The 25,029-nt window shown below is 50.4% G+C and carries 24 protein-coding genes and 1 pseudogene; 11 read left to right on the top strand and 14 right to left on the bottom strand.

Annotated elements, in window-relative coordinates; genetic code table 11:
• Window positions 1–67: 67 nt before the first annotated feature.
• Window positions 68–682, bottom strand: a complete 615-nt coding sequence (gene rsxB / locus ACJJIN_RS14475) for an electron transport complex subunit RsxB (RefSeq protein WP_444895199.1) — start codon at window positions 680–682, stop codon at window positions 68–70.
• 9 nt (window positions 683–691) lie between these two features.
• The gene (gene rsxA, locus ACJJIN_RS14470) at window positions 692–1,267 is read right to left on the bottom strand and encodes an electron transport complex subunit RsxA (RefSeq protein ID WP_108731788.1); all 576 of its coding nucleotides are present in this window, start codon (window positions 1,265–1,267) and stop codon (window positions 692–694) included.
• Window positions 1,268–1,669: 402 nt separating this feature from the next.
• On the opposite strand from rsxA, the gene yghU reads away from it, so the two are divergent.
• On the top strand, window positions 1,670–2,548 hold the full coding sequence (gene yghU, locus ACJJIN_RS14465) for a glutathione-dependent disulfide-bond oxidoreductase (protein WP_444895198.1): 879 nt from the start codon (window positions 1,670–1,672) through the stop codon (window positions 2,546–2,548).
• A gap of 126 nt (window positions 2,549–2,674) precedes the next feature.
• Here yghU and ACJJIN_RS14460 read toward each other — a convergent pair whose 3' ends face one another.
• The 4 genes from ACJJIN_RS14460 to ACJJIN_RS14445 form a co-directional block, all read right to left on the bottom strand.
• Complete coding sequence (locus ACJJIN_RS14460; RefSeq protein ID WP_444895197.1) at window positions 2,675–2,917, bottom strand: hypothetical protein; 243 nt, start codon at window positions 2,915–2,917, stop codon at window positions 2,675–2,677.
• Window positions 2,895–3,392, bottom strand: a complete 498-nt coding sequence (locus tag ACJJIN_RS14455; protein WP_413664388.1) for a hypothetical protein — start codon at window positions 3,390–3,392, stop codon at window positions 2,895–2,897. The genes ACJJIN_RS14460 and ACJJIN_RS14455 overlap by 23 nt, the downstream gene beginning before the upstream one ends.
• A 39-nt stretch (window positions 3,393–3,431) precedes the next feature.
• Window positions 3,432–3,683, bottom strand: coding sequence for a hypothetical protein (locus tag ACJJIN_RS14450; RefSeq protein WP_282934265.1), 252 nt, complete (start codon window positions 3,681–3,683; stop codon window positions 3,432–3,434).
• 260 nt (window positions 3,684–3,943) lie between these two features.
• Window positions 3,944–4,891, bottom strand: coding sequence for a D-2-hydroxyacid dehydrogenase (locus tag ACJJIN_RS14445; protein ID WP_444895196.1), 948 nt, complete (start codon window positions 4,889–4,891; stop codon window positions 3,944–3,946).
• 151 nt (window positions 4,892–5,042) lie between these two features.
• Between ACJJIN_RS14445 and ACJJIN_RS14440 the strand changes: the two genes are divergently transcribed.
• Window positions 5,043–5,945: an EamA family transporter gene (locus tag ACJJIN_RS14440; RefSeq protein ID WP_444895195.1), complete on the top strand. Its 903-nt coding sequence runs from the start codon at window positions 5,043–5,045 to the stop codon at window positions 5,943–5,945.
• A 10-nt stretch (window positions 5,946–5,955) separates the two neighbouring features.
• Here ACJJIN_RS14440 and metG read toward each other — a convergent pair whose 3' ends face one another.
• Window positions 5,956–7,983 carry a methionine--tRNA ligase gene (gene metG / locus ACJJIN_RS14435; protein ID WP_444895194.1) on the bottom strand — a complete coding sequence of 676 codons (2,028 nt, stop codon included), beginning with the start codon at window positions 7,981–7,983 and terminating at the stop codon, window positions 5,956–5,958.
• Between the two features lie 211 nt (window positions 7,984–8,194).
• On the opposite strand from metG, the gene apbC reads away from it, so the two are divergent.
• Together apbC and ACJJIN_RS14425 are read left to right on the top strand one after the other, a co-directional pair.
• Window positions 8,195–9,346 (top strand): iron-sulfur cluster carrier protein ApbC, encoded by a 1,152-nt coding sequence (gene apbC / locus ACJJIN_RS14430; RefSeq protein ID WP_444895193.1) that lies wholly within the window; start codon window positions 8,195–8,197, stop codon window positions 9,344–9,346.
• A gap of 592 nt (window positions 9,347–9,938) precedes the next feature.
• The gene (locus ACJJIN_RS14425; protein ID WP_282934259.1) at window positions 9,939–10,331 is read left to right on the top strand and encodes a hypothetical protein; all 393 of its coding nucleotides are present in this window, start codon (window positions 9,939–9,941) and stop codon (window positions 10,329–10,331) included.
• 8 nt (window positions 10,332–10,339) lie between these two features.
• Here ACJJIN_RS14425 and trhO read toward each other — a convergent pair whose 3' ends face one another.
• Window positions 10,340–11,341 carry an oxygen-dependent tRNA uridine(34) hydroxylase TrhO gene (gene trhO / locus ACJJIN_RS14420; RefSeq protein ID WP_444892795.1) on the bottom strand — a complete coding sequence of 334 codons (1,002 nt, stop codon included), beginning with the start codon at window positions 11,339–11,341 and terminating at the stop codon, window positions 10,340–10,342.
• Between the two features lie 197 nt (window positions 11,342–11,538).
• On the opposite strand from trhO, the gene ACJJIN_RS14415 reads away from it, so the two are divergent.
• Together ACJJIN_RS14415 and ACJJIN_RS14410 are read left to right on the top strand one after the other, a co-directional pair.
• Window positions 11,539–11,799, top strand: a complete 261-nt coding sequence (locus tag ACJJIN_RS14415) for a hypothetical protein (RefSeq protein ID WP_108731798.1) — start codon at window positions 11,539–11,541, stop codon at window positions 11,797–11,799.
• A gap of 203 nt (window positions 11,800–12,002) precedes the next feature.
• Entirely contained in the window at window positions 12,003–12,536 is a 534-nt protein-coding gene (locus ACJJIN_RS14410) for a hypothetical protein (protein WP_444895192.1), read from the top strand.
• 92 nt (window positions 12,537–12,628) lie between these two features.
• Here ACJJIN_RS14410 and ACJJIN_RS14405 read toward each other — a convergent pair whose 3' ends face one another.
• The 3 genes from ACJJIN_RS14405 to ydiJ all read right to left on the bottom strand — a co-directional run bounded on the left by ACJJIN_RS14405 (window position 12,629) and on the right by ydiJ (window position 17,387).
• Window positions 12,629–13,033, bottom strand: a complete 405-nt coding sequence (locus ACJJIN_RS14405) for a 3D domain-containing protein (protein ID WP_238152122.1) — start codon at window positions 13,031–13,033, stop codon at window positions 12,629–12,631.
• Between the two features lie 506 nt (window positions 13,034–13,539).
• A complete protein-coding gene (locus ACJJIN_RS14400; protein ID WP_282934256.1) occupies window positions 13,540–14,277 on the bottom strand; it encodes a tetratricopeptide repeat protein in 738 nt (245 codons plus the stop codon).
• Window positions 14,278–14,351: 74 nt separating this feature from the next.
• The gene (gene ydiJ / locus ACJJIN_RS14395) at window positions 14,352–17,387 is read right to left on the bottom strand and encodes a D-2-hydroxyglutarate dehydrogenase YdiJ (protein WP_444895191.1); all 3,036 of its coding nucleotides are present in this window, start codon (window positions 17,385–17,387) and stop codon (window positions 14,352–14,354) included.
• Window positions 17,388–17,629: 242 nt separating this feature from the next.
• Between ydiJ and ACJJIN_RS14390 the strand changes: the two genes are divergently transcribed.
• From ACJJIN_RS14390 to ACJJIN_RS14380, 3 genes are read left to right on the top strand one after another with little or no spacing between them, the layout of a single operon-like run.
• A complete protein-coding gene (locus ACJJIN_RS14390) occupies window positions 17,630–18,592 on the top strand; it encodes a YbgA family protein (protein WP_108731802.1) in 963 nt (320 codons plus the stop codon).
• A gap of 8 nt (window positions 18,593–18,600) precedes the next feature.
• The gene (locus ACJJIN_RS14385) at window positions 18,601–19,542 is read left to right on the top strand and encodes a MerR family transcriptional regulator (RefSeq protein WP_444895190.1); all 942 of its coding nucleotides are present in this window, start codon (window positions 18,601–18,603) and stop codon (window positions 19,540–19,542) included.
• Window positions 19,539–21,014: a cryptochrome/photolyase family protein gene (locus tag ACJJIN_RS14380; protein ID WP_444895189.1), complete on the top strand. Its 1,476-nt coding sequence runs from the start codon at window positions 19,539–19,541 to the stop codon at window positions 21,012–21,014. Before ACJJIN_RS14385 ends, ACJJIN_RS14380 begins: the two co-directional genes overlap by 4 nt.
• Window positions 21,015–21,035: 21 nt before the next feature.
• On the opposite strand, the gene ACJJIN_RS14375 is transcribed toward ACJJIN_RS14380, so the two are convergent.
• A complete protein-coding gene (locus ACJJIN_RS14375; RefSeq protein ID WP_444898260.1) occupies window positions 21,036–21,221 on the bottom strand; it encodes a CPXCG motif-containing cysteine-rich protein in 186 nt (61 codons plus the stop codon).
• 462 nt (window positions 21,222–21,683) lie between these two features.
• Between ACJJIN_RS14375 and ACJJIN_RS14370 the strand changes: the two genes are divergently transcribed.
• Entirely contained in the window at window positions 21,684–22,124 is a 441-nt protein-coding gene (locus ACJJIN_RS14370) for a YqaA family protein (RefSeq protein WP_444895188.1), read from the top strand.
• A gap of 864 nt (window positions 22,125–22,988) precedes the next feature.
• Complete coding sequence (locus tag ACJJIN_RS14365) at window positions 22,989–23,225, top strand: hypothetical protein (RefSeq protein WP_444895187.1); 237 nt, start codon at window positions 22,989–22,991, stop codon at window positions 23,223–23,225.
• Window positions 23,226–23,757: 532 nt separating this feature from the next.
• On the opposite strand, the gene ACJJIN_RS14360 is transcribed toward ACJJIN_RS14365, so the two are convergent.
• Together ACJJIN_RS14360 and ACJJIN_RS14355 are read right to left on the bottom strand one after the other, a co-directional pair.
• The gene (locus ACJJIN_RS14360) at window positions 23,758–24,012 is read right to left on the bottom strand and encodes a transposase (RefSeq protein ID WP_444895186.1); all 255 of its coding nucleotides are present in this window, start codon (window positions 24,010–24,012) and stop codon (window positions 23,758–23,760) included.
• A gap of 45 nt (window positions 24,013–24,057) precedes the next feature.
• Window positions 24,058–24,659, bottom strand: a pseudogene (locus tag ACJJIN_RS14355) (IS30 family transposase); the annotation flags it as partial.
• Window positions 24,660–25,029: the final 370 nt, after the last annotated feature.

The raw sequence follows: 25,029 nt of genomic DNA, 5'->3' as shown, positions 1-25,029 counted from the left end.
TGTGCCTCGCGGGCTGCGCGTCTCTCCTGAACGGCCTCTCTTTGCTTGGTCTTGCTATCTACGGGGTTCAAACCGCGCCTCCCCCGGTATGTTCTTGAATAGTGCGGCGATCGCTGGCAATCAGCACCGAGCTATCGCTGGGCTTGTGTGGATGCCAATCCTGTAAAGCGGTTTCCAGGGGAACCATATCGATACAGTCAACGGGGCAGGGTTCGACACAAAGGTCACATCCTGTGCACTCATCGGTGATCACCGTGTGCATATATTTGGCGGCGCCCGCAATGGCATCTACCGGGCAGGCTTGAATACATTTGGTGCAACCGATGCACTCCGCCTCGCGGATAAATGCCACTTTTTTTACATCTTCAACGCCGTGCTCGGCGTCCAATGGCATGGGCTCTATATCCAGCAGATTGGCCAACTCATTGATAGTGGCCTGCCCGCCGGGGGGGCACTTGTTGATGGTATCGCCGTGCACTATCGCTTCTGCATAGGGGCGACAGCCGGGGTAGCCACACTGGCCACATTGAGTCTGTGGCAATAGGGCATCGACCTGCTCAACGAGGGGGTCACCCTCCACCCGGAAGCGAACGGCGGCGAAACCCAGCAGGGCACCGAATACCAATGCCATGCCACCGAGCACCAGCAGGGGAGAAGAAATTTGTGAAATCCAGTCCAGCATTTCGAAACCCTATACCAGACCGCTAAAGCCCATAAATGCCAGCGACATCAGTCCGGCAGTGACCATACCGATTGCGGCGCCGCGAAATGGCAGCGGGACATCGGCGGCAAAGAGGCGCTCGCGCATCGAGGAAAACAAGATTAATACCAGAGAGAAACCCACTGCTGCGCCAAATCCGTAAAGAGTGGATTGTATAAAAGTATGCGCTTTCATAGTGTTCTGTAGGGCGACACCCAACACGGCACAGTTGGTAGTGATCAGCGGTAGAAAAACGCCTAACACCTTGTACATCAAGGGGCTGGTCTTCTGGATAAACATCTGCGTGAACTGTACGACAACAGCAATCACCAGAATAAATGAGATGGTGCGAAGATCTTCAATACCAAAGGGGGCCAACAGATAGGTGTTGACCAGGTATGAACAAATAGAGGCCAAAGTAAGTACAAAGGTGGTAGCGCCGGCCATACCCACAGCGGTCTCCAGTTTATTGGAAACTCCCATAAACGGGCACAGGCCGAGAAACTGCACTAACACATAATTATTGACCAAGATGGTGCTGAGCAGAATGACGGCAAATTCGGTCATAACAGGTCCGGTTAAAGCCCGAGGGCGGAGTGGCGCGAACAGCGGCAATGGCGTCGGCAGGGTTAAGGTGAGACTAGCACCTTCCTTGTGAGCACCGTCGAATGCCGCGCAGGGCGGCTATTATGGTTGAGTCGCTTGGGGGCTTCAACTCGTGAGGAGGGTGGCAGGGGAAAAGGGCCGACAAAGGGCCACCTCTGGATCAAAAGGACTCCACTTGGAGTAAAGGTGGAGGCCTTTGTGGATACTATTTGCAGTACCTTTGCCAATTTGAAACGATAGGTACAAGATGGGTAACCCAGTTTGGTACTTGGTGTTAAGCGTGGGGTAGAGGCAATACAGTATATTGACGCGGCATGCGTGTTTTTGCTTGAGAGCAACCTTAAATTCAGTTGGAGCAGTTTAATGTCGAACGAAACCTACACTCCCCCCAAGGTTTGGCAGTGGGATAAGGAAAGCGGGGGCGCTTTTGCCAGTATCAATCGGCCGGTAGCGGGTGCGACCCACGATAAAGCGCTGCCGCAGGGGCAGCACCCGATGCAGCTCTATTCTTTGGCCACGCCGAACGGGGTTAAAGCGACGGTGATGTTAGAAGAGTTATTGGAACTCGGGTTTGAGGGAGCCGAATACGATGCCCATTTAGTCCGTATCACTGAAGGAGAGCAGTTTGGCAGTGGTTTTGTAGAGGCAAACCCAAATTCCAAGATTCCGGTCTTAGTGGATCACAGCACTACGCCACCAATCCGGGTATTTGAGAGTGGCTCCATACTGCTTTACCTGGCGGAAAAGTTTAATGTCCTCTTGCCTCATACGCCCGAGCAGCGCACCGAGGCTTTGAATTGGCTCTTCTGGCAGATGGGCTCGGCCCCTTACCTGGGGGGAGGCTTTGGACACTTTTATGCCTATGCACCGGAAAAATATGAATACCCGATCAACCGATTTGCTATGGAAGTAAAGCGCCAGTTGGACGTATTGGACCAACAGCTGGCAAAGCATCCATATGTGGCGGGAAGGACTTATACCATCGCCGATATTGCGATCTGGCCCTGGTATGGGGCTCTGGTGCGCAATGAAGCTTATAGTGCGGCGGAATTTCTCGATACCCAGAGTTATAAAAATCTCAATCGTTGGGTGGGGGAAATTGCAGAGCGGCCAGCAGTAAAGCGCGGACGAATGGTCAATCGAACCTGGGGTGAGCCCAGCGAACAATTACATGAGCGCCACAGCGCCGGTGATTTTGACAATAACACCCAAGATAAAGTGACCGATAAGGATGTTGATTAATACAGGGTATTAATAGGTAAGGCTGGCACAAGGATGTGCCAGTATCTATTTTCTATGGTTATTTTCCGGTGCCCCTCTTTTTAAAAGTGGCCGTTGAATTAATATTTATATAAAGAGTAGCGTCGGCTAAAAAGCCCTCATAGACAGCATAAACTGAACCACCTGTGAGGTGCGGGGCAATTGCCATAATTTTTCCGCCGCGAAGCCGGCGATTAAAGCGAGGCCTAAAACCAATGGCAGGGGAATTCCCTGTAAACGCTGCTGAACATCTTGCTGTTGCTGATTTACGATTGCCAATACACTGAGCCGCTGTCGCTCCGTGTCTCGACTACATAGTTCGATCTGTTTATTTAAAGACTTCAGTGACATCGTTTAAAGCCTCTTTAACTTGTCGCTTGGTCTCTTCAAAACCCAGTAGGGGCACCAGCTTCTTTTGATAAACGATAGCTCCCGCCAAAATAGCGACCTGGATAAGAATAAATACCAGAAATGCCAAATAAATAGACTGGGAAAAATAGTAGGCAATCAGCCCAACGCCTCCACAGAGACTGACGATGAGGGCCGCACTTAGAGGCAGTAACATCAGTTGCAGGGCAACAATACGCTTGCCGGCTGCAATCGTTCTATCCAACTCCAACTGGAATAGCTTTTGAATATTAGCCAACCAGGCAGTCAGTAGGGTCAGTGTTGCCTCGGCGCGAGCAAGGGTAGCTTCAAGGCTATTTTCACCTTCTCCATCAGAGTCTTTCCCTGAGGGAGAAGGTGAAGACTGACCCGGGCTGCGCTCCTGCGCAGCGGAATCGGCATTCTCGCCAGACGCTTGGGACTTTTTTTCATTGCCCATCAGGGGGTGTCCTTACCAGTCGAAAAAAAGAGAGAAGCGTTACTTAAAGAGCTTCGCAATTGCCCAGCCAACAACAAATGCACAGCCAACAGCGAGAATGGGGCGCTCCCGAAGTGAGGACTCCGCTTTTTCCATTACATCGGTGGCACGTTGTCTCTGGGACTCTACAGAGGTCCGGGCCCTCTCTTTCAAGCTGCCAGCAGCTTGTGAAGCGGCCTCTCCAGCAAGATTATAGGCCTGTTGCAGCTTCTCCCTACTGGAGTTCGTATGTGGAGATCTTGCGGTTGCCATCAGGTTTCTCCTCTCGGGGTTTAATTGCCGAGGAAGTCTATAGTCCCGCGTGGTAATTCCCACTTGAAAAAGGGGTTTTTTTCACGCGATTTTTGCAGGAAAAAGTCCCTGTCTCTGCTACTGATCTTGGACTATGGCTGGCAGCTGTTCGGGCCCGGTCGTAGTTTCAAACGGCAAAAGCCGGCCTGAGTTCACAGAGGGGATTAGTCCTCGGACCGGCAGATGCCTGAGATGGCTTGGGTTAGATAAAAGCGAGTTGTTTATGGATGGCTGGTACTCTCACTTTTCCAGGTTTCAATATTCTCTACGACCCCGTTGAGTAGGCGCTGGCGTGATTCACGGCTGATCCAGGCGTTGTGGGGGGTGATAATCAAATTGGGGATATCTCTGTCCAATAGTGGGTGACTGGCGGGTGGGGGCTCCTGGCTGAGGACATCCAGCGCCGCCCCCCCAAGGTGTCCACTGCGCAAAGCATCCGCCATTGCCTGTTCATTGACCAGCCCGCCCCGAGCCGTATTGACCAGGAGTGCGCCGGGTTTCATCTCGGCGATGAATTGCTCGTCTACCAGCTGATCGGTTTCTTCTGTGAGCGGGCAGTGCAGACTGATGACATCGGACTCTGCACACAATTGTTGCAGTGGCGTCCTGCCTTCAGCGGGTGTGCCGCTAAATGATTCAGCCACCAGTACCCGCATGTCCAGGGCTTCCCCCAGTTTTGCCACCTTCTGCCCGAGGGCACCAAAGCCAATGATACCGAGTGTTTTTCCTGCGAGTTCAACCACTGGGTGATCGAGCAGGCAAAAAATTGTAGATTGGCTCCAGCGTCCGGCAAAAACATCGTTGTGATAGCGGTGCCACTTGGAAGCAAGAGCCAGGATCAGGGCAAGAGTGTGCTGTGGTACAGAAGCCCCCGCATAACCTTTAACGTTGTACACCGGAATATTTAATTCCTGTGCGGCGGCGAGATCGATGTTATTTGTACCGGTTGCACAAACACAAATCATTTTTAATTTGCTGGCTTGCTCCAATAATGTGCGGCTTATTATGACTTTATTGGTTATTACCACCTCGGCCTCGGCGATTCGCTCCGCGACTTTTTCGGCGGGAGTCGTTTCATAGAAGTCCCACTGGTCTAGACTATTTGTTAGGGCCGAGGTATCCAGCTCCTCAAGCTTCATTGTCAAAGTGTCCAGAAATACGCCGCGCATGACATCTCCTCGATAGATTTGCAGTGTGGTGGACATGCTACGGCAGTGAAGAGGGAATGCAAAACTTTGCTGGCCAGCGGCCTTAACTGCGCATATTCGTGGCTACGGTTGGTTTGTCGGGGCCTTTCTGTCGCAATTGAAGAGGGCCTCTATGGGAATATCGTTTACCGCTGCCAGTCTTGTTTTAATTTCTGCATTTCTACACGCGGGTTGGAATTTACTGGGGAAGTCCCGCACACCAACTCCCGCCTTTTTTTGTATCGCGACTCTCAGTGTTGGAATTTTTCTTTTACCGCTAAATTTTTGGTTGCTATATCAGGTTGATTCACTCCCGCGAAGTTTTTGGATCCTCCTTATCGGTAGTGGTTTTTTTCAAATGATTTATATGGGGGGCTTATCCCTCGCCTACCAGCGAGCCAATATGGGATTGGTCTATCCCGTTGCTCGAGCATTGCCGGTATTGCTGGTTGCACTGGCAACGGTATTGTTGGGGCAATCGTTGCCTCCACTCGCCTGGGTGGGAATGCTGTTGGTGACAATTGGCTGCCTGCTGGTACCGCTGGTGTATTTCCGCGAGTGGCACTGGAGAGCTTATTGGCGCGCGGACTGCGCCTGGGCGCTGGTAGCAGCCATTGGCACTGTGGGCTATTCACTGGCGGATAAAGGGGCGCTGATTTACCTGGGGGATGCTGCGGGAGGCACTATCCCTGCGCTTGTTCTGGCGTACAGCTACTTGGGCATGCAGTTTCTCGCGTGTGGTTTGTGGCTGCTTCTGGGGTGCCTGGGGCAGAGTGGCACTGCGCCATTGATCCAAAGTTTTCGGGATTTGAAGGTCGGGGCGCTGACCGGTGCCATGATGGGAGCGACTTACGGCTTGGTGCTGCTGGCGATGACAATGACTGAAAATGTGAGTTATGTAGTCGCCCTAAGGCAGTTGAGTATTCCCCTTGGCGTCGGCTTGGCGGTTTGGCTACTCAAGGAGCCGGCACACAGACCCCAGCTGCTGGGTGTGGGGTTGGTGTGTGCCGGCCTGATTGCAGTTTCCCTGCGTTAGCGCAGGGAAACTACATTACGCGCATACCGGGCTTGGCGCCCTCGTGGGGCTCCAGTATCCACAGGTCCTTACCACCGGGACCCGCTGCCAGAACCATGCCTTCACTGACACCAAAGCGCATTTTACGCGGCGCCAGGTTAGCGACCATAACGGTGTGTTTACCTTCCAGGTCTTCAGGGGCGTAGGCGCTTTTAATACCGGCAAATACCTGGCGGGTTTCGCCGCCCAGGTCCAGGGTTAAGCGCAGCAGTTTACCGGCGCCTTCAACATGCTCAGCTTTGGCGATCAGGGCGATCCTCAAGTCTACTTTGGCAAAGTCATCAAACTGGATTTCCTCAGCAATGGGGTCCTCCGCCAGAGGGCCAGTAGCAGCTTTGGTTTCCGCTTGTAGCTGGGCCAGGGATTCTGCAGCCGCATCCATAACCGCATCTACCTGGGTTTTCTCCACCCGTTGCAGCAGCGGTTTGAACTTCTTGATTTCGTGATCTGTCAGCGGGTGGGTTACGCTGTTCCAATCCAGCTCACTGTTGAGGAACTCCGCCGCTTTTTGTGCAGTGTTGGGCAATACGGGGGCGAGCCAGGTGATCAGGGCGCGGAACATATTCACACCCTGGGAGCAGATTGCCAGAACCTCAGCCTCGCTGCCCTCCTGCTTGGCCAGGGACCAGGGAGCCTTGTCGGCGATCCAGGCGTTGGCGGCGTCGGCCAGAGCCATAATGTCGCGCATGGCGCGCGCATATTCCCGCTGCTCGTAATACTCGGCAATTCGTGGAGCTGCTTCTACAAATTGGTTCCACAATTGTTCGTCGGCCAGTTCGCCGGCCAGCTTGCCACCGGACTTGCTGACAAACTTGGCGGTGCGAGAGGCGATATTGACTACTTTACCCACCAGGTCAGAGTTCACCTTGGCGATAAAATCGTCCAGGTTCAGATCCAGGTCATCGACGCCACCGGTCAGTTTGGCGGCGAAGTAGTAGCGCAAATACTCAGGGCTCAAGTGATCCAGGTAGTTGCGGGCATTGATAAAGGTGCCGCGGGACTTGGACATCTTCTTGCCGTTTACGGTAAGGAAGCCGTGTACGCAAACTTTGTTGGGGGTGCGGAAGTCCGCTGAGTCCAGCATGGCTGGCCAAAAGAGTGCGTGGAAGTTGACGATATCCTTGCCGATAAAATGGTAGACCTCGGCGTCGCTGTCTTTTTTCCAGTACTCCTGCCAGTCCAGCCCTTTGCTGTCGCAGTAGTTTTTGAGACTGGCCATATAGCCAATGGGAGCGTCGAGCCACACGTAGAAATATTTGCCCGGCGCATCGGGAATTTCGAAACCGAAGTAAGGGGCGTCGCGGGAAATATCCCACTCTTGCAGGCCCTCTTCCAGCCATTCGGCCAGCTTGTTGGCTACTTCATCCTGGAGAGTGCCGGAGCGGGTCCACTCGCGCAGGTATTCGGTGAATGCGGGCAGGGTAAAGAAGAAGTGCTCTGACTCCTTTTCTATCGGAGTGGCGCCGGAGATTGCTGATACCGGATCGATCAGTTCGGTAGGGCTGTAGGTGGCGCCACAGGCTTCACAGTTATCACCATACTGGTCGGGCGTGCTGCAGCGGGGGCAGGTTCCCTTGATATAGCGATCCGCCAAGAAAAGCTGTTTCTCTGGATCGAAAGCCTGGGTAATAGTGCGCGATGCGATGTGGCCGTTTTCGCTGAGGCGGCGGTAGATCATTGCCGACAGCTCGCGGTTTTCCTCTGAATGGGTGGAGTGGAAGTTGTCTACACCAATTAGGAAGTCGGCGAAGTCGCGCTCGTGTTCTGCCTGCATATTGGCGATATGCTGTTCCGGGGTCAGGCCCAGTTGTTCAGCCTTCAGCATAATTGCAGTGCCGTGAGCATCGTCGGCACAGATATACAGGCAGTTATTACCGCGCGCACGCTGGAAGCGGGCCCAAATATCGGTTTGGATATATTCGAGCACATGGCCCAGATGTAGGGAGCCATTGGCATAGGGCAGTGCGCTGGTGACGAGAATGTTGCGCGTATCGGACATCGGTTTTTCCATCGCTGTGGGGTTGCGGCCAAGGACTCACGGAGAGTGGGCCGAAGATCGTCAAAAGACCGCGGAATATAGCAGATTTGCACTATGTCGTGGAGGGATCAAGCTGGCTTATGTGAATCCTTGTTTGGCTGCTGTGGCTGGTGTTAGGCCGCGTCATCCGACACAATGCGAGCCAATCTAGAAGCGCTGAGAGGGAGATACCGTGAGCGATCATCATCACGATCATGACGAGCTGTCACAGGAAGTTCAGGCTGAACTGGAGCGACTGGCGGAGTGCCTCGGCCAGTTGCATGATCCTGCCAGTGGCTTGCCGTTGGATGATTTGGACGCAGAAATTGAAGTTGGGTATGAGGACGAAACTGTTTTCGCCGGGATTACCCTGGGATATCCGTGTGCGAGCCAGGAGGTAGACTGGCACCAGAGAGTAGAGGAAAGCTGTCAGCCGCTGTTGAAAGCCGGGCCCCTCAAAGGCTCTAAGATGCAGTTTGAGCTATTCAGCGATATTCCCGCTACGCCAACTTCCGGGGCGCCGGAAACTCTGGCGAAGGTGAAAAATATTGTTGCCGTGGCGTCGGGCAAAGGCGGGGTTGGCAAGTCCACGACTGCGGTCAATCTGGCCCTGGCCCTGGCGGCGGAAGGTGCCCGGGTCGGTTTGTTGGATGCTGATATCTACGGCCCGAGCCTACCCACCATGCTGGGAACTGAAGACCAGCGCCCGCATGTGAAAGAACAGAAATTCTTTGTGCCGGTAGAGGCTCACGGAATAGAGACAATGTCTCTGGGGTACCTGATGACCGAGGAGACCCCAGCGGTATGGCGCGGGCCTATGGCCAGCGGCGCGCTCAACCAGATTCTCAGTCAAACCCTGTGGGGGGAAAGTCGGGATGGGCTTGATTACCTGGTTGTGGATATGCCCCCGGGTACCGGGGATATTCAATTGACGCTGGCACAGAAAACTACATTGGCCGGTGCGGTAATTGTAACTACCCCTCAAGACCTGGCACTAAAAGATGCCATTAAGGGCGTGGAGATGTTCCGCAAGGTATCGGTACCTGTGCTGGGTATTGTGGAAAATATGGCGCTGCATACTTGTTCCAAGTGTGGTCACAGCGAGCCAATTTTCGGTACCGGTGGCGGTGAGCGAATCGCTGCAGAGTACGATACCCATTTACTGGGAGAGCTTCCGCTGGCACAGAAAATCCGCGCCGATGTGGATAGCGGACAGCCCAGTGTTATTTCCGATCCAGATAGTGAAATTGCTGGTTTTTATTGCGAAATTGCCCGCAAGGCTGCTGCCCAGATCTGGTTAAACAGCAGTGATGACAGCGATATGCCGGAAATCGAAATAAGTTGAACCCATTCGCGATATTGATCACAAAGAAATAATTTTCTTTGTTTTTCTGTTTTTACCGGGCTCCAATATTTCTATATTGATGCAGCCCGGTGTCCCTCATTGAAGTAAGCCGTACTAGTTTGTTCCTTGTTTTATGGTACAGATTTCCTTTTAGCGATAGCCCACTTCTGTCGCGCCCTGGGTAAATTAGAATTTTCAAAATATTTCACAGAATTACCTGGTAAAAAACAGGGGTATTTTGATCGTACTAGTTACTTATTGTTTTAAAAATCATAAAGCCGATATTTTTTTGCGATATAGACCGCTTATGATTTTTAGGTGGCAGTATTTGCAGGTTTTTTGTCGCTTATTAAATGTAGTTGGGGTTGAGGGTATTAAAACGGGTTTACAGGTGCAGTATTTTCGCCGACAAACGTCAAACCCTTTATACGGATGTTGGATTGCCGTTGAGGTAGAAGTAAATATCAGGAGTGTACGAGAAAAAAGTCTGCCTTATTTCGCGTTTTCAGTACAGGTAAGACAATAAAAAGAGGCATTGCGGAAGCTGTAGTCGATAAAAATAAAAAAGACAAGCGCACGGGTGCTGTTATCAATGAATTTTCATATTAGCTATCGGCCGGCGGGTGGAATAGCGCGTGTGCTTTTTTTTGGTCCGGTGGGGTATAAGGACAAAATAGAAGCCATTGCACTACTGGTGGAAAAGTATCGCCACCGAAAACCCCTACGTGTACTACTTGACCTGCGTTATGCGCGCAGCAAAACCACACTGGAGGAACACCAGAAGTTTATTCACTTTATTGCTGAGAACCCTGTGCTGCGACGGGCATTTATCGCGGTGTTACATCCGCGAGGGCGCTGGACCTGTCCGCTGCCCAGCCATGGCTCCTGCCTGTGCAGGCTCAGTTCTAGGGAGTTCGTTGTGGAGGCCGAAGCAGAGGCCTGGCTGGCCCAGATAAAGGTCGTACCTCAGCCTCTTGCTCTCTAGGGGAGGAGTTAGGCCTGCTGGTTGCGCGCCTGTTGGGCTTCAGCCTGGCGGCGGCGCTCCTCCCTCTTTTGCTCGCGGCGGGAGACGGTTTGCGCGCGGGCGTCCTGGCCAATGTGTACTTCACCGCGCTGTTTGGCCAGCTGAATTTGCTTTTCGCGCTCGCGGAAACGGGCTCGGTCGGCTTCAGGCACCTTGTCGTGGCAGTGCGGGCAGCTTACACCCTGCTCGAACAGGGGAGATTGCTGGTCTTCCTCAGTGATGGGCATGCGGCATGCATTGCATTGATCATATTTGCCGCGTTCCAGGTTGTGGTTGACTGTCACCCGCTCATCGAAAACAAAGCACTCGCCTTCCCACAGGGATTCTTCTGCTGGGACTTCTTCCAGGTATTTCAAAATACCGCCGTGGAGGTGATATACCTCTTCAAAGCCCTGCTCTTTCATATAGGCTGTGGACTTCTCGCAGCGGATACCGCCGGTGCAGAACATGGCGACCTTCTTGTGCTTGGCCGGGTCCATATTCTCTTTTACGTACTGCGGGAACTCGCGGAAAGTCTCAGTTTCCGGGTTGATGGAATTCTTGAAAGTACCGACCTGGAATTCATAGTCATTGCGGGTGTCCACGACAACAACCTCTGGGTCGCTGATCAGGGCATTCCAGTCTTTGGGTTTGACATAGGTGCCGACGGTGCGCAGTGGATCAATGCCCTCGACACCCATGGTGACAATTTCTTTCTTTAGCTTCACTTTACTGCGCAGGAAGGGCATTGCCTGGGTGATGGACTCTTTGTAGTCCAGGTTGGCGAGGCGCTCGTCTGACTTCAAATGGGCTAATACCGCGTCGATACCTTCGCGGGAGCCGGCTACAGTGCCATTGATGCCCTCTTGGGCCAACAGCAGGGTGCCGCGAACACTGTTTTCTTGCATCACCTCCAGCAGTGGGGCGCGAAGCGTTTCAAAGTTCTCAAGGGTAACGAACTTATACAGTGCACAGACAACAAATTGGTTCATGGTACTTCCTCAGTTGCGGGCCGGATCGCAAATCCGGAGCAGAAAAAATCGCCGCGCATTTTATCGCAAAAAAAGGAGCTTGTCGTACAGTAAGCAGGCGGTCCGCATCTGCAAGAAAAGGGATTTGTAGTTGACCGTCGGGCCGCAAGTTGTCAAAGTTCTGGCCGAAATTTCAAGGTCACAGCGAGGCGAATCCCATGGGCGAAGAGTTTGCACCGAAAGAATCGGAGTTGAGCCAGATCTATCGGGAGGGCGAGGTTTCCGTCCAGATCGATATTTATGAAGATGGTGAGGGCGGCTGGCTGCTTGAAATCGTCGATGAACACAACAACTCAACCGTTTGGGAAGACGCGTTTGAGACTGAGCGGGAAGCGCTGGATGAAGCGCTCGATGCTCTTAAAGAGGAGGGGATCGCTACCTTTGTTGGGCCAGTTCAGGAAGCTGATGGCAGCTGGTAAGCCCTCTTCAGAATGAATCGGCTGACTGGCAATTCCCAGCGGGAGTTGTGGCAAAAGTCGGCTGACATTTGTTCAAACTGCTATGGTTAATGTGAGAAGGGAATCGCGACTGTGTAACAGCACACCCAATCACAGTGCCGCCGCGAGACAATGGTGGAATCCAGGTCTCCGGCGGTACTACCTAACCTGCGGTTACCCTCCCCATGAACCTGCGCTACCTTATTCTGCTGGTGACTGTATTAAGTCCACTGGTATCCGCAGAGAGCATCCGCCTTTCCAATCGACAGCTGCTCACCACTGACCTGAAAGAAGCCCGACTTATCTCCGAATTGAGTGGCTATGCCATCGTTGCCGGGCGCCATTGTCTCGATTGCGACGAGAACCTGGCAATTTATATACAGAGAGTTGGCCGCGCCAATATGGGGATAAACCCAGAGAAAATTGGTATTGAGGCTGATCGCTATACCTATCCCGGCCGCTATCTAGATTACATGACCAAGAAACTGGTGGAAAAAACCCGCATGTTTTATGGGCTCTGTCACGAGGGGCAGCCATCGCTTTTATGGCTAACGGAATACAGGGAGGGTGAGCGCTGGGTAAAATCAGAATACTTAATATTAATTGGCGAGGATGGATTAAAACATCGCTATACCGAGAACCAGCAGCCGAGCCTGTTTTATATCGGAAATTCAAATTGTACAGAGCTAGAAGGGTTTTTAATGGAGATGGAACCCTGATTGCTTTTTGGTGGATTAGATATAAATTCTTTTAACAATAAAAAAACCCCGCTGGAGGGCGGGGTCACAAGCTCTGTTGAAATTAGGTCTAATTACTTTACGGGTTCAAAAACAATCTTCAGTTTTTTCTTGCCCCAGGCGCGGGCTTTCTTAATGTCTTTCTCCATCCAAACATCGATTCGGTTAGTAAAACGCTTGTTCATACGGTCGCGCACGGTATAGGTGCCAGGCAGACCTTCAATTTTAACTTTGGCGCCGTTAGTCAGACCGTGTTTTTCCAGGTCACGGGATACGGCGATAATTTTGTCACCGGGGCGCAGGCGGTTGTTCCAAGCTGCTACCCAGGGATCACTGTCAGTTTGTCCGGGTACAGAGTTGTAAGCAGTTGCGTCAACAATCATGGTTTTCTTAAGTGCTGCTGAGGCATTAACGCTTACACCGATAGCGAGCAAGGCAGCAATAAAAAAGGCAGTATTTCGCAGAGTCTGTTTCATCATGTCCCATTACCTCCAGGTCATAAATGGTCACAAGCCAAGGGCTGCTTGTGAAATTTCCAAGTTTGTTTGGAAATCGTTGATCAATATTTAATCAACGTTGGCTATATTACCGGCGATTCCTGAGGTATCAACTTTTTCCTGCAAAGCGAGAAAAAGCCGTATGAATTGGCGGGTTATTTACAGAAAATAAAAAAATGGATTAATTTTAAGATATAAAGAACAATAAAATTGCACTGTATATATTTTGTACAGGAGGAAATGGCCGGATAGAACCCAGCTCCTTGGTAAATGGTTTCAAAAGAGAAAAATTGCGTGACAGCGATGTCATTCTAAAGAGTCGTGCTAGGAGTGGTGGAGGGCATTGCTTAGCATGACTGGAACAGTAAAAAATTCCTCATAAATTATTTGTGACTTATTCTCCATATATTGCTGATATGACAAAAAACAGCAGGTTTTAGCGGAAAAACCGGTGCGTCACATTAAAAAGTGCAGAGAATCCCCAGTACTTACAGCGCGGTTTCGGGGTTTTCCAGTATCGGTTCCACCTGGCTGCGCAATGCGGATAAGTAGTCACTGTCTTCCTGGAGGTCCGGCAGCTTGTGCTGCATGTCCAGCTTCACCGTTTTTTCCAACCAGATGATGGCTTCCTCCAGGTTTCCCTGCCATTCACAGACTTGCCCCAGGTTGAAATAGGTGATGGCAAGGTTCTGCCATTCCGCCTGTTCGCGCAGGCCTTGGATTGCACTCTTATATAGAAGGTAAGCCGAGCGTAAAAGATGAGCTCGCTGAGTGTGCTCCTTCTCCGTTGCTGCTTGCTGATGGTAAGTGTGTGCCATGGCTGACCGCACTCTCGCGGTGGACTGCGGTAGCACCGCGCCCTCATCCAGGTAATTGAGGACCGATTCGAACTGTGCGCGGGCAAGGGGGTAGAGGTCAGGTCGCGCTTGGGCGCTAAATGCATTGAGCACAATACCGTAGCGGTAGCGCAGGGCCTGCTGTTGATCCGGATAGTCGGACAGCGAGGAGATGGCCTTTTCGTAAAGTGGCAGTGCGTCGGCGTAGTTGCCCGTGCGGGCGTAGGTTTCAGCCTCAGTAACCAATGCCAGGGAGTGTTGGGCCTGGGATAGATGGTGCCCTAATTGTTGTTTCCCGGAGTTTGAGCTTATGGATATTGCTGCTAGCAATACGGCGATGCCAAGCAGTGCATAAAACAGCATGAGCAGGTTTGAGAGATGTTTGTGCATAGGCACTTCCCGCAGGCTACTTTGGGTGGACGGTAAGAGACCCGGAGATATGGGCCTCTTACGTCAGTAAATGCCTATTTATCCAGTTGTGCCAGTAGCCCCTGTAGCGGATGGCGCAAGGATACGCCTGCAAAGCGACTGGCCTGGCAACGACAGGAATAGCCGGTGGCCAACTGGTTTTCGCCACTGTTCAATCGGGGCGCCCAGGATTGCTGGAAAATGACTCGTGAGGTCTCTTTGTGATCTGCTTCGTGGCCATAGGTACCGGCCATACCGCAGCAGCCGAGGCTCTCGGTAGCGAGTTCCAGGCCCAGGGCAGTGAAAACATTTTGCCAGTCTTTCACCGAGGCGGTGGCATTGGTTTGTTCACTGCAATGGGGCAGAAGCTGGAAGTTGGCGGGCGCTATGCGGTGGCGCTGTTGTTCCAGGTGCTCCCGCTGGGAAGCCAGCCATTCCTGTAACAAGTGGACCTTGGGTGCCTCATCGCCCATCAGCTTTTTATACTCGGAGCGATAAGTCAGGGTCATTGAGGGGTCGATGCCCACAAGGGGAATACCGCTGGCGGCGAGGTCGTTAAGCATCTGGCTGTTTAATTCAGCGACCCTCTGGAACTGGCGCAGGAAACCGTGCACATGTAGGGGTTTGCCGTTGGCGCGGTAGGGCGCCAGCATGGGGACAAAATCGAGCTGCTTTAGCAAGCGCACGATGTCGGCAACCACTTGGGCATCAAAGTAACTGGTAAAAGCATCCTGCACTATCACCACTGCGCGACTGCGCTGTGCCGGGCCCAAGGACTCCAGGCAGGCGGCACTGGCGACAGGCACACCCAGCTCCGCCATAGTCGCTTTCAAGGTTTTTTCCGATAACAGTGGGCTGTCCACCATGCCGAACAGGCGCTCCATCAGGAAGGAAACTGGCTTGAGTTTTAGTGGCCAGTTGTATAACTGAGGTAGCTTGGCCAGGTGTGGCATCAGGAATTCCAGCCCACCGACGGCGTAATCTTTTAGCGGACGCAAATAGCGGCTGTAGTAGAGTTCGAGGAATTTGCTGCGAAACTCCGGCACATCCACTTTTATCGGGCACTGCCCCACACAGGATTTACAGGCCAGGCAGCCTTGCATTGCCTCGTTAACTTCGTGATTGAAATCGTACTCGCCACGGGTTTTTGCCAGGGAATTGATAATGCGCTTGGGGAGTCCGACAAAAAAGGAGCGTTCCCGCAGGCGCTGGGCACTGGAGACCGCATCAACATTTTTTTCGCTGAGCAATCGCAGCCATTCGCGCATTAAAGAGGCGCGCCCCTTGGGAGAGTGAATACGGTTGCGAGTGGCCTTGTAGGAAGGGCACATGGCATCGTCGGGGTTCCAGTTAAAGCAAGCACCATTGCCGTTGCAGTGCACACCTTCCTCATAGCCCTCCCAGACCTGGGCGGGAATTTGCCGGTCCCGCTCGCCTCGGGTGGATACCTTGTCAATTTTCAGCAGCTGGCTGTCATCACTGGGAGTAGCTATTTTCCCCGGATTGAGTTGGTTGCGAGGATCGAAGGCGGCTTTGATTTTTTGCAGCTCTGGGTAGAGCTCGCCAAAAAATTCCGGTGCGTATTCAGACCTGACACCTTTCCCATGCTCCCCCCACAAAAGGCCCTTATATTTCTGTGTGAGGGCGACCACCTGATCGGTGATCGGACGAATTTGTGCGGCTTGCCGGGGGTCTTTCATATCAATTGCCGGACGCACGTGCAGCACGCCCGCATCGACATGGCCAAACATACCGTAGTCGAGATTGGCCTCATCCAATACCGTGCGGAACTCAGCGATAAAATCTGCCAGGTTTTCCGGTGGTACTGCCGTGTCCTCGACAAAGGGAATTGGGCGTTTTTCTCCCTGGGCATTTCCCAGTAAGCCCACGGCCCGTTTGCGCATGGCCCAGATTCGATTGACCTCGGCGTGGCCTCGGGCAATGGAATAACCGAAACTTTTACCTGCCTGGCCAATAGCTTCATCAATATGAGCAGTAAATTGGGCTAGTGCCTGCTCCAATTCCTCTTCGCTGTCGGCGGCGTACTCGACTAAATTAATGCCCTTGACCGGGCGATCATCCGCTGGGAAAAATTCACTGACGCTGTGCCAGACGATATCTTCCATCGCCAGCTGCAACACTTTGCTGTCCACTGTCTCGATAGACATGGGACCGGCCAGCATCAGGTCTTTGGCGTCGCGTAGCGCCTCTTGAAAATGGTCGTACTTTAAATTGACCAGAGCGACACATTTGGGAATTGGCAACAGGTTGAGTTTTGCCTCGGCGATAAAACCCAGGGTTCCCTCTGAGCCACAGAGAACACTATTGAGGTTAAAGCCTTTGTCGTCGCGAATATGAGCCAGGTCGTAGCCGGTGAGGCAGCGGTTGAGCTTGGGAAACTTTGCTGTGATTAACTCTGCTTTTGTACGCGCGATAGAATCACAGACTTGGTGAACCTGTGCAGAGCGTTTATCCCCGACACTAACTTGTGCCAGCTCCTCATCGTCGATCGGGGCCGAGTGCCAAATCTCACCGCCCAATAATACGGTGTGTAACTCCAGCACGTGATCGCGGGTTTTGCCGTAGACACATGAACCCTGGCCCGAGGCATCGGTATTGATCATGCCGCCAATGGTGGCCCGGTTACTGGTGGAAAGCTCCGGAGCAAAAAAGAGGCCGTGGGGTTTGAGTGCTGCATTCAGTTGATCTTTGACCACTCCGGCCTGTACCCGGACCCAGCGCTTCTCAACATTGATTTCGAGGATCTGGTTCATATGGCGGGAGATATCCACAACCAGTCCATCGGTCAGGGACTGGCCGTTTGTACCGGTACCACCGCCACGGGGGGATAGCACTACCGAGTGAAACTCCTCCCTGTCAGCCAGCTCGGCGAGCAGCTGCAAGTCACGACTGTCGCGGGGATAAACAACGGCCTGGGGGAGGACCTGGTATATCGAATTATCGGTAGCCAGGACCGTGCGGCTGGCATAACTGGGGGTGGTATCGCCACGGAAACCTGCGTCCTTCAGTTCCTGCAAGAACTGCAAATAGAGCGCCTGAACCTCGTCGACTTCGCGCAATGCTGGAATCATGAGCTAATCCGTACTTTCCGGGAGGTGTGGGCCGCATCGCAGACCGGGGACTGGCGATAAGAGTGCGCGCAGCGCTAAATCTCGGAATGAACGCGGCTTTGCATTGTAGCTTTGGTTTGCATTTGCGCAAGCCACGGTTACCTTGCAGGAGGTTTTCAAAAACTTATACAAAGGCAGAGCTTGTATAAGTTTTAGTGGCAGGCTATAAAAAAGGTAGGCCATTACCTGCTCACCTTGTGACTATGAATATTCAATTCCTGCCGCATAAGATTCCCGTTGGTATCAGCCGCTGTGCGGTGGGTGATCCAGTTCGATATAACGGTAGCCATAAGCACAGCAAAGTCTGCACTCAGCTGCTGGGTAATTGCTTTGATCTGCAAGCTTACTGCCCGGAAGTGGCAATAGGCTTGGGAGTGCCCCGCCCGCCAATTCACCTGATTGTCAGTGATCGCCTGCGCGCAGTTGGGCGCGATGACACCAATATCGATGTGACAGAGGATCTTGAAGCTTACGCAGACGAGATAAGTCCGGAGGTCGAGCAGTTGCGCGGTTTTATCCTGATGCAAAAGTCTCCCAGCTGCGGTGTGCGTACTACCCCCCATTACAAAGAAGATGGTCGCGGTGTACTGGCGCATTCGGCAGGTCTATTTGCTGCGCGTGTGAGAGAGAATTTCCCCCACCTCCCTATGGAGGAAGTAGGGCGACTGAATGCCAGCGATATTCGCGAGAACTTTTTAACCCGAGTATTTGCTTACGATGCCTGGCATCGCTATGTATCGCCGGATCCTCGACCCGCTAAAGTTATTGAGTTTTACACCGCTTATAAGTACCTCTTGCTAGCCCATAGCCAGCCTCTGACCCGTGCCTTGGGGCAGTTTGTTTCCAACTCTCGTGCGGTGACCCCCGAAGAGTTCGCTTATGAAATTCGTGGGCGGATTATGGATATTCTCTCCCAACATGCATCGCGCAAGGATCGAACCAATGCACTGATGCACAGCCAGGGGCATTTAAAGGGCTATTTAAGCCGGGAAGAGCGGGCTGAATTAGCCCAGCTTATCGAGGAGTACCGGCAAGGGCATAAACCGATTTCGGCGGTGCTTACTATGCTCCGTCATTACTTGCCGAGAAGCCCACACCACTTTATCCACAGCCAAGTCTTGCTCGCTGCCGAGCCGGCTGAATTAGGTTTATGTGAATTTCGATAATGAGCGTCATGTCCGACCCAGAAGTTGTTGAAAAAAACTATTTTCCGATTCGTGAGATAGCTCGGAGGACCGGGGTGCACCCCGTGACCTTACGGGCCTGGGAGCGCCGCTATGGTTTACTAAAACCCATGCGCACCAGCAAAGGGCATCGCCTTTATAGTGAAGAGGAAGTCGAGCAGATTGAAAAGGTCCTGCAATGCCTCGCCAGGGGCGTTTCCATTGGTCAAGTGCGAAACTTGTTAGCGCGAGAGCAGGACAAATTGGGGTTGCCAGCGACTGCAAGCGATAGAAAAAACAATTGGCAGGCTATGCTGGATGAAACCTCCAGTCTTCTCAGAGACTTTGCAGAACCCCAGCTGCGCCGCCGTCTCGATCAATGGTTTTCCTCATTCCCTGCCGCTTTGCTGTTGGAGCACTGGCTGAAACCTTTGCATGTGCGGCTTGAGCGATTTCGCCTACCTGAAGCCCATGGAGCGCAGATATTTTTCTGGCCTCTGTTAAAGGAACAGCTACTTCTGGCTAATGGTATGGCCAGGAAAAACCTGGACAAAGACAAGTCCCAGGCGAAGCCCCGTGTTCTTTTACTGGAAATTGGCATTCAGGGCCAACAGGCATTTATACAGATGTTTATTGCGGTACTCCTTGCCGCGGGAATAGAGGTCATTACCCTGACTTATCCTGCGGGATTATTGGAGCTTGGAAGTACAGTCAAAAAACTGGGTGCTCAGGGAGTACTGTGCTATAGCCACAAGGCTCTGCCGAAAAATATTCTTGAACGTGAGCTACCAAGTGCTGTTCAGGGGATGACTGATCCTCTGTGGCTTGCGGGTGATTTTATTGAGGTGCAGCGTTTGGCTTTGACTGAACTGAACCGACTCCCTTTAACAAAAGTACTTGCCGGAAATACAGAGAGTGCAGTTACACAATTGCGGGAGTCTTTAAAGCTATGAGCCGCCCAGTGACTTTGCCGCGTGGCCTGGTATGGCTACGCAGTGACTTACGCCTCAATGATAATTCAGCACTTTACCAAGCCAGTGTGCAATGTAAGGAGGTGGCTGCTGTATTTATTGCCTGTCCGGATACCTGGCAGAGCCAGGATGAAGGCAATCCGCTGGTGACTTTTCGTATCGCCTGTTTGCGTGAATTACAAGATGGATTAGAGGAGCGCAATATACCGCTGTACTTCGTTGAAGTTCCTACTTTTGCTCAGGTTCCAGGGGTTCTTCAGCAAATAGTTGAGCGCCTGAATATCAATGCTCTCTATGCGAATGCTGAATATCCACTCAATGAGTTGCGCCGTGATAATGCAGTAAAAGATTTACTGACAAATGAGGGGGTCCAGGTTCAATTCTATAGTGACCGCACCCTGCTTCCACCGGGAGCAGTAAGAACCGGCGGAGGGGAACCCTACAAGGTGTTTACCCCCTTCAAGCGTGCACTGATTCAATTGTGTGCCGATAGTGAAGTAAAAACCTTGCCTAAGCCTCGGAAAATTTCTACCCGGGAAAATGAAGCACATTGGCCAAAGTGGCTTTCTTTATCTGAAGGGCAGAAATTGAGCCAAAAGATTCCAACGCAACTGTCGACATACTCGATAGATAAGATCGACGATGCAGGCCTGATTAAAGGTTGGCAAGCAGGAGAAAAGGCGGCACTGAAACGGCTCAAGAAGTTCGGTGGAAAAATATCTGCTTATCAGGCAGAGAGAGACTTTCCAGCACTTGATAGTACCTCCTGCTTATCCCCTTACCTAAATAGTGGTGCTGTTTCGATTCGCCAATGTATAGCAATGGCGTTGGATATGAATGAGGGGCGTTGGCTGGGTGGAGATGATGGGGCGGCCTGTTGGATTAGCGAATTAATCTGGCGGGAGTTTTATACCCATTTGTTGGTGGACTTTCCCCGTCTGAGTAAAGGGAGGCCATTCAAGCAGGAAACTGACCAAATCCCCTGGTCCTACAATAAGGATCAGTTTGAGCGTTGGACTTTGGGGGAGACTGGGGTTCCGATAGTTGATGCAGCGATGCGACAGTTAAATGAGACTGCCTGGATGCATAATCGATTGCGTATGATAGTAGCTTCATTTCTCAGTAAAAATATGCTGATAGATTGGCGCTGGGGTGAGCGCTACTTTATGCAGCGCTTAATTGATGCAGACTTTGCTTCCAACAATGGGGGCTGGCAGTGGACTGCCTCCACGGGTACTGATGCTGCACCCTATTTTCGTGTATTTAATCCTTATAGTCAGTCGCAACGTTTTGATCCCAATGGAGATTTTATCCGAAAATTTGTACCTGAGCTAAAGGAGCTGAGCGACAAAGCCATACACGATCCACCGCCGACTCAAGGCTATCCTCAAGTGATTTGCGACGTGGGGGCTGGGCGGAAGCGGGCCATAGAGGTTTTTGCCAACTTGAAGTGAATTTGTGCGCGACAATGCGACTTAGAGTGCTTCATCCTCAGTATGAGCTGCGACAGATAGCTCACCATTTAAATCGAGTTCCACAGAGAAAACGATAGGTCTACAGCAAACTTGGCAGTCCTCAGTGTACTGTTGAGGCAAAATCGATGAATCAACCAGTATTTTTATGATTTCGCCACAATAAGGACAGTAAATACTTCTTTCCACTATATCCTCTGACACAGGATAACTCCTTCTGATGATTATGAGATTACCTTATTTGCTCTATGCAAATTAATAGCACAACTATACTTCAACCCTTGCCTATTCAGAGGATGGCTCCGCAATTTCACCAGGTATTATTCAGCGATATAAATCAAAAGAAATAGACAGGAAAACTATTTTGAAACTCTTGTCGAAGGCAAAATCGAAAAGCAGTTTGAGAGTTTCGGGGGCATTGATTTCTACTTCAAGTGAGCGGACCTGTACTTGGGCCAAAATTAGCCTGCATGAAGTTGTGAATTCTAAAACCCGTTCACAAGGGTGAATATAAAAAGTAGAGGCTTGTGACTAGTATCGCTATCACTGATGAGGCGGGCTGTTGGGATGTCCCCCTTTTTCGATTATAGTGGCCCAATTATAAGTATATATAGAAGGAATGCCGAGTTTAGCTAGGTATGAGTCGTTATTATGGGGTACTTTCTTGAGTTTGGATTTTTGGGGCTTTTCGTATCAGCATTCTTGGCAGCGACCATTCTGCCGCTAAGCTCAGAAATTGTAATGACTGGTCTATTGCTCCAGGGGCTCTCCCCTTGGGCCCTGATAATAGTCGCCACTACTGGGAATGTGGCGGGCTCTCTTCTCAATTATGCATTAGGCTACTGGGCCAGCTTGGGTGTGATCAAGAAATGGTTGAGAATGTCTGAAGAGGAATTTGTAAGGGCTGAACAGAGATTTAAAAAATATGGGGTATTCTCTCTGTTTTTTTCCTGGGTGCCTATTATTGGTGATCCCCTTACGGTAATGGCTGGTATATTAAGGGTTCGATTAGTTTGGTTTTTACTGCTGGTTACCATGGGGAAATGTCTGCGTTATCTGGTGGTCTGCTATATGGTGTTGCAAGCATCTTGATTTGGATATTAAGTTAATAAGGGGTTTTGCTTGAGTGTTTTCACAGAAATTTGTAGTACAAAGAAAAGATCTATTTAAAATGAAGTCAGGCTCTGCCTTAGAGCGGTGGCCAATCGGCGGTAGCTATAACTGGAGCTGACGGAAGTGGAGCCAGGTATCTATCTGGCTGAACACCCCAATGCATTGGTACCTGATTAACCTCTATTCAGAGGATCTCCCAGTTTGCCCCTAGTATGGGGTTCCTGAGCCAATTTAGTTTTTCGTCCTCTATGCAAGTGAAGGGTGGTGGGAAGCTGTCCTTATACTATAGGGAAGAAACTCTGAAATTCTGCTCAATTGTTGAGTGCAGACTTGCTGCAATGGTTGTCGATAAGGAAGAGTTGGATTTATTGTTTCTAGTGGATCATAACATTAAATTCTTAAAACAGTTTTAAGAAGCGAAATCTGTAGGAGCCGCGGAAAGAGGGTGAGGAAATAAGGTTCACACATCAAATCAAAACAATACTTGCCCATGGAAGACGTGGTAAAAGCTGTTTTCGCTCGTATTTCCAATATTCAAATGCCCCAAAGAAAATTCAAACTCATACTATTTTCTGTATTGATGGCCTTCCAAGGGAAAGCAATCTATCTAAATATGGAGCGATACAGCTCAACCAGTGAGAAGTACTTTCGCCGCTGATCTAATAGGGGTTTTAATTTCGCCCAGTTCAATAAAGGATTATTCATGTGAGAGTTTCCTCGCTGCCAGGAATGCGTACTTGCTATAAAGGCAAGTTTTGTCGGTAGCTCAGGCCAAAAAACGGAGGGCTGGGGTGGTATTGCAACAGCAGTGCCGGAGAATCGCAGAGGGGTATAGAAATTTCCATGATCAGCACCACTGATCTGACATCGTATACTACCTATGCCTTGGACGTTCAGCAGGCAATAGACGAAGAAGGTCGATCTCTAATTGAGCTATATGCCGATCGTACTGTCAAAGTTGAGACAGAGATTCTGGTGCTTGCTATTAAATATCTTGCTGCAGATGCCTACTATAGCAAGGTGAAATTTGTGTTCGCCATAATTCTAACAGGATCGCACATTATTGGAAATTGCGAATAGATATAGACTTACTGTGGTTATATGAAGGAGCTTACAAAGGCTCAGGTTGCCCCAGGAAATAGGAAGGCAAGGTTGATTTTGACACAGACTTGCGTAGTTTTGACTATGTTGGTTCTCTGAATGAAAAAACTGAAACATATACGAAATTGTTTTATGCCAAATCTTAAGACGAACAATTCGCGTTGTGAAGCTTAAATCTATAAAGGACGGCAAAGAGGATCACAGTATTGCTGTATTCGACAGACGCAGAACTGGATGCAATTTCACTGATAACATATTAAAAATCTAGATTACAAATAGAATTTCTCTTCAGATTTTTTCGGTTGGACTTGATCAAAATGCACACCGGTCAGGCTCATTGTCAGTTAATTTGAAAAGAACCGGTCAATATGCATATTAATATATCATCAACGGCTCTGAATTCGCTAAAAACCGAAGTGCGAAGCAAACGGATTAAGTTACGACCATTTCAATTGTTATCTGGAAGCGTCGCAAGTTCAATTAGCACCTCGAGCTGTCCGAGAAACTTTCGTCAAGCCTCCAGCCAAGCGCCTTGCTCTTCCCAAAACTGGAGCCTTCTCCAGCAAGTACTCGGCGAGGGGTAAAATGAAGGGAGGTCCTTCCATCGTGCTTCTGAACGCAAAATCCACAAGATACCATCAAAACAAGCACTGTTGTCGATGGGCTTTGGGCCACCTTTTAGCTGGGGAAGGCAAGACTCAATCAATTTCCACTGAGCGTTAGTTAATTCTGACTTAAATCTGCTCACACTTACTGGTCTTATCATTCCATGAGACCATAAGAATAACTGATTTCAAGTTATGAAACAGCTTCTAACAATAACAGTAAATAACGTCTTGCGTTCAACCATAGTCAGTAAAGCTCCGCCATGTCCCTTGCCTATAAAGGTATCACCTTCCCAGTCACCTGTCCGATTCATCCGTTCAACAACAGCTGGTCGATCATCTATACTCACTCTGTTTTTGATCTTTCCGCGTCGATCATACTTACCGTAGCGCTTTCGATAGGGCTTTGATGCAATCCTAAGATGCTTGTATAAATCTCTACTATTTGTCTGATCTAAATAAATTAGTTGGTAGATCGTCTCATGATGTAACGATACACCCGTACTTCTCTTTAAGTAGCTTACAGTATGCTGAGGATCTAATTTTTTTCGAGTTAGGGTGTCTATTTGTTGCCACACGCATCAGTCACTTCCTGTGCCTTATACGTTTGCTAGCGTCTTAGCTCTGCAAGCTTATGTGTTGGCCCTGGGTGATATTCTTGCAAGCCTGTATTGCGTCGCAGCTCTCGGCTGATTGTCGAGGAATGTCTCTCTAGCAATTTTGCTATTGATTTCTGGGAATGTCCGGATTTTCTTAGGCTGTAAATCTGGTATCGTTCGTTCTCGCCCAGTTGTTGATAATAGCTCATCAATGTCTTTCTCTTGGTTGGGAGAGGTGCTGACTCTACCAGCTTGGTGCTCCCTTACCAATTGCACTTATTATCCGAAACCAAGAAGATTAAAAGCTGAAAATAATATTCTGTAATCTATGTTAAAAATAAAGTGAAAGATAGTAATATTTTGCTTTTAAAGTGGGTGTGAACTAATGATTGGTGTTGGAGTAAGTATCCTGAACCAACATTGATTGGTTCTTTAAATAACTATTGCTTTTTTAATATTTGTGAACCTATATTTTTGGGGTACGTATAGTGTTTTCTTAATTACTTTTTGGTGCTTGAAAGTTAATCGTGCATGTTTAAATTGTACGAATGTTCCTGTTGTCGCATTATCTAGAGTTAA

It is taken from the genome of Microbulbifer maximicatervae (SeqCode), from assembly GCF_052467505.1.
This window is presented reverse-complemented; position numbering and strand designations above follow the sequence as displayed.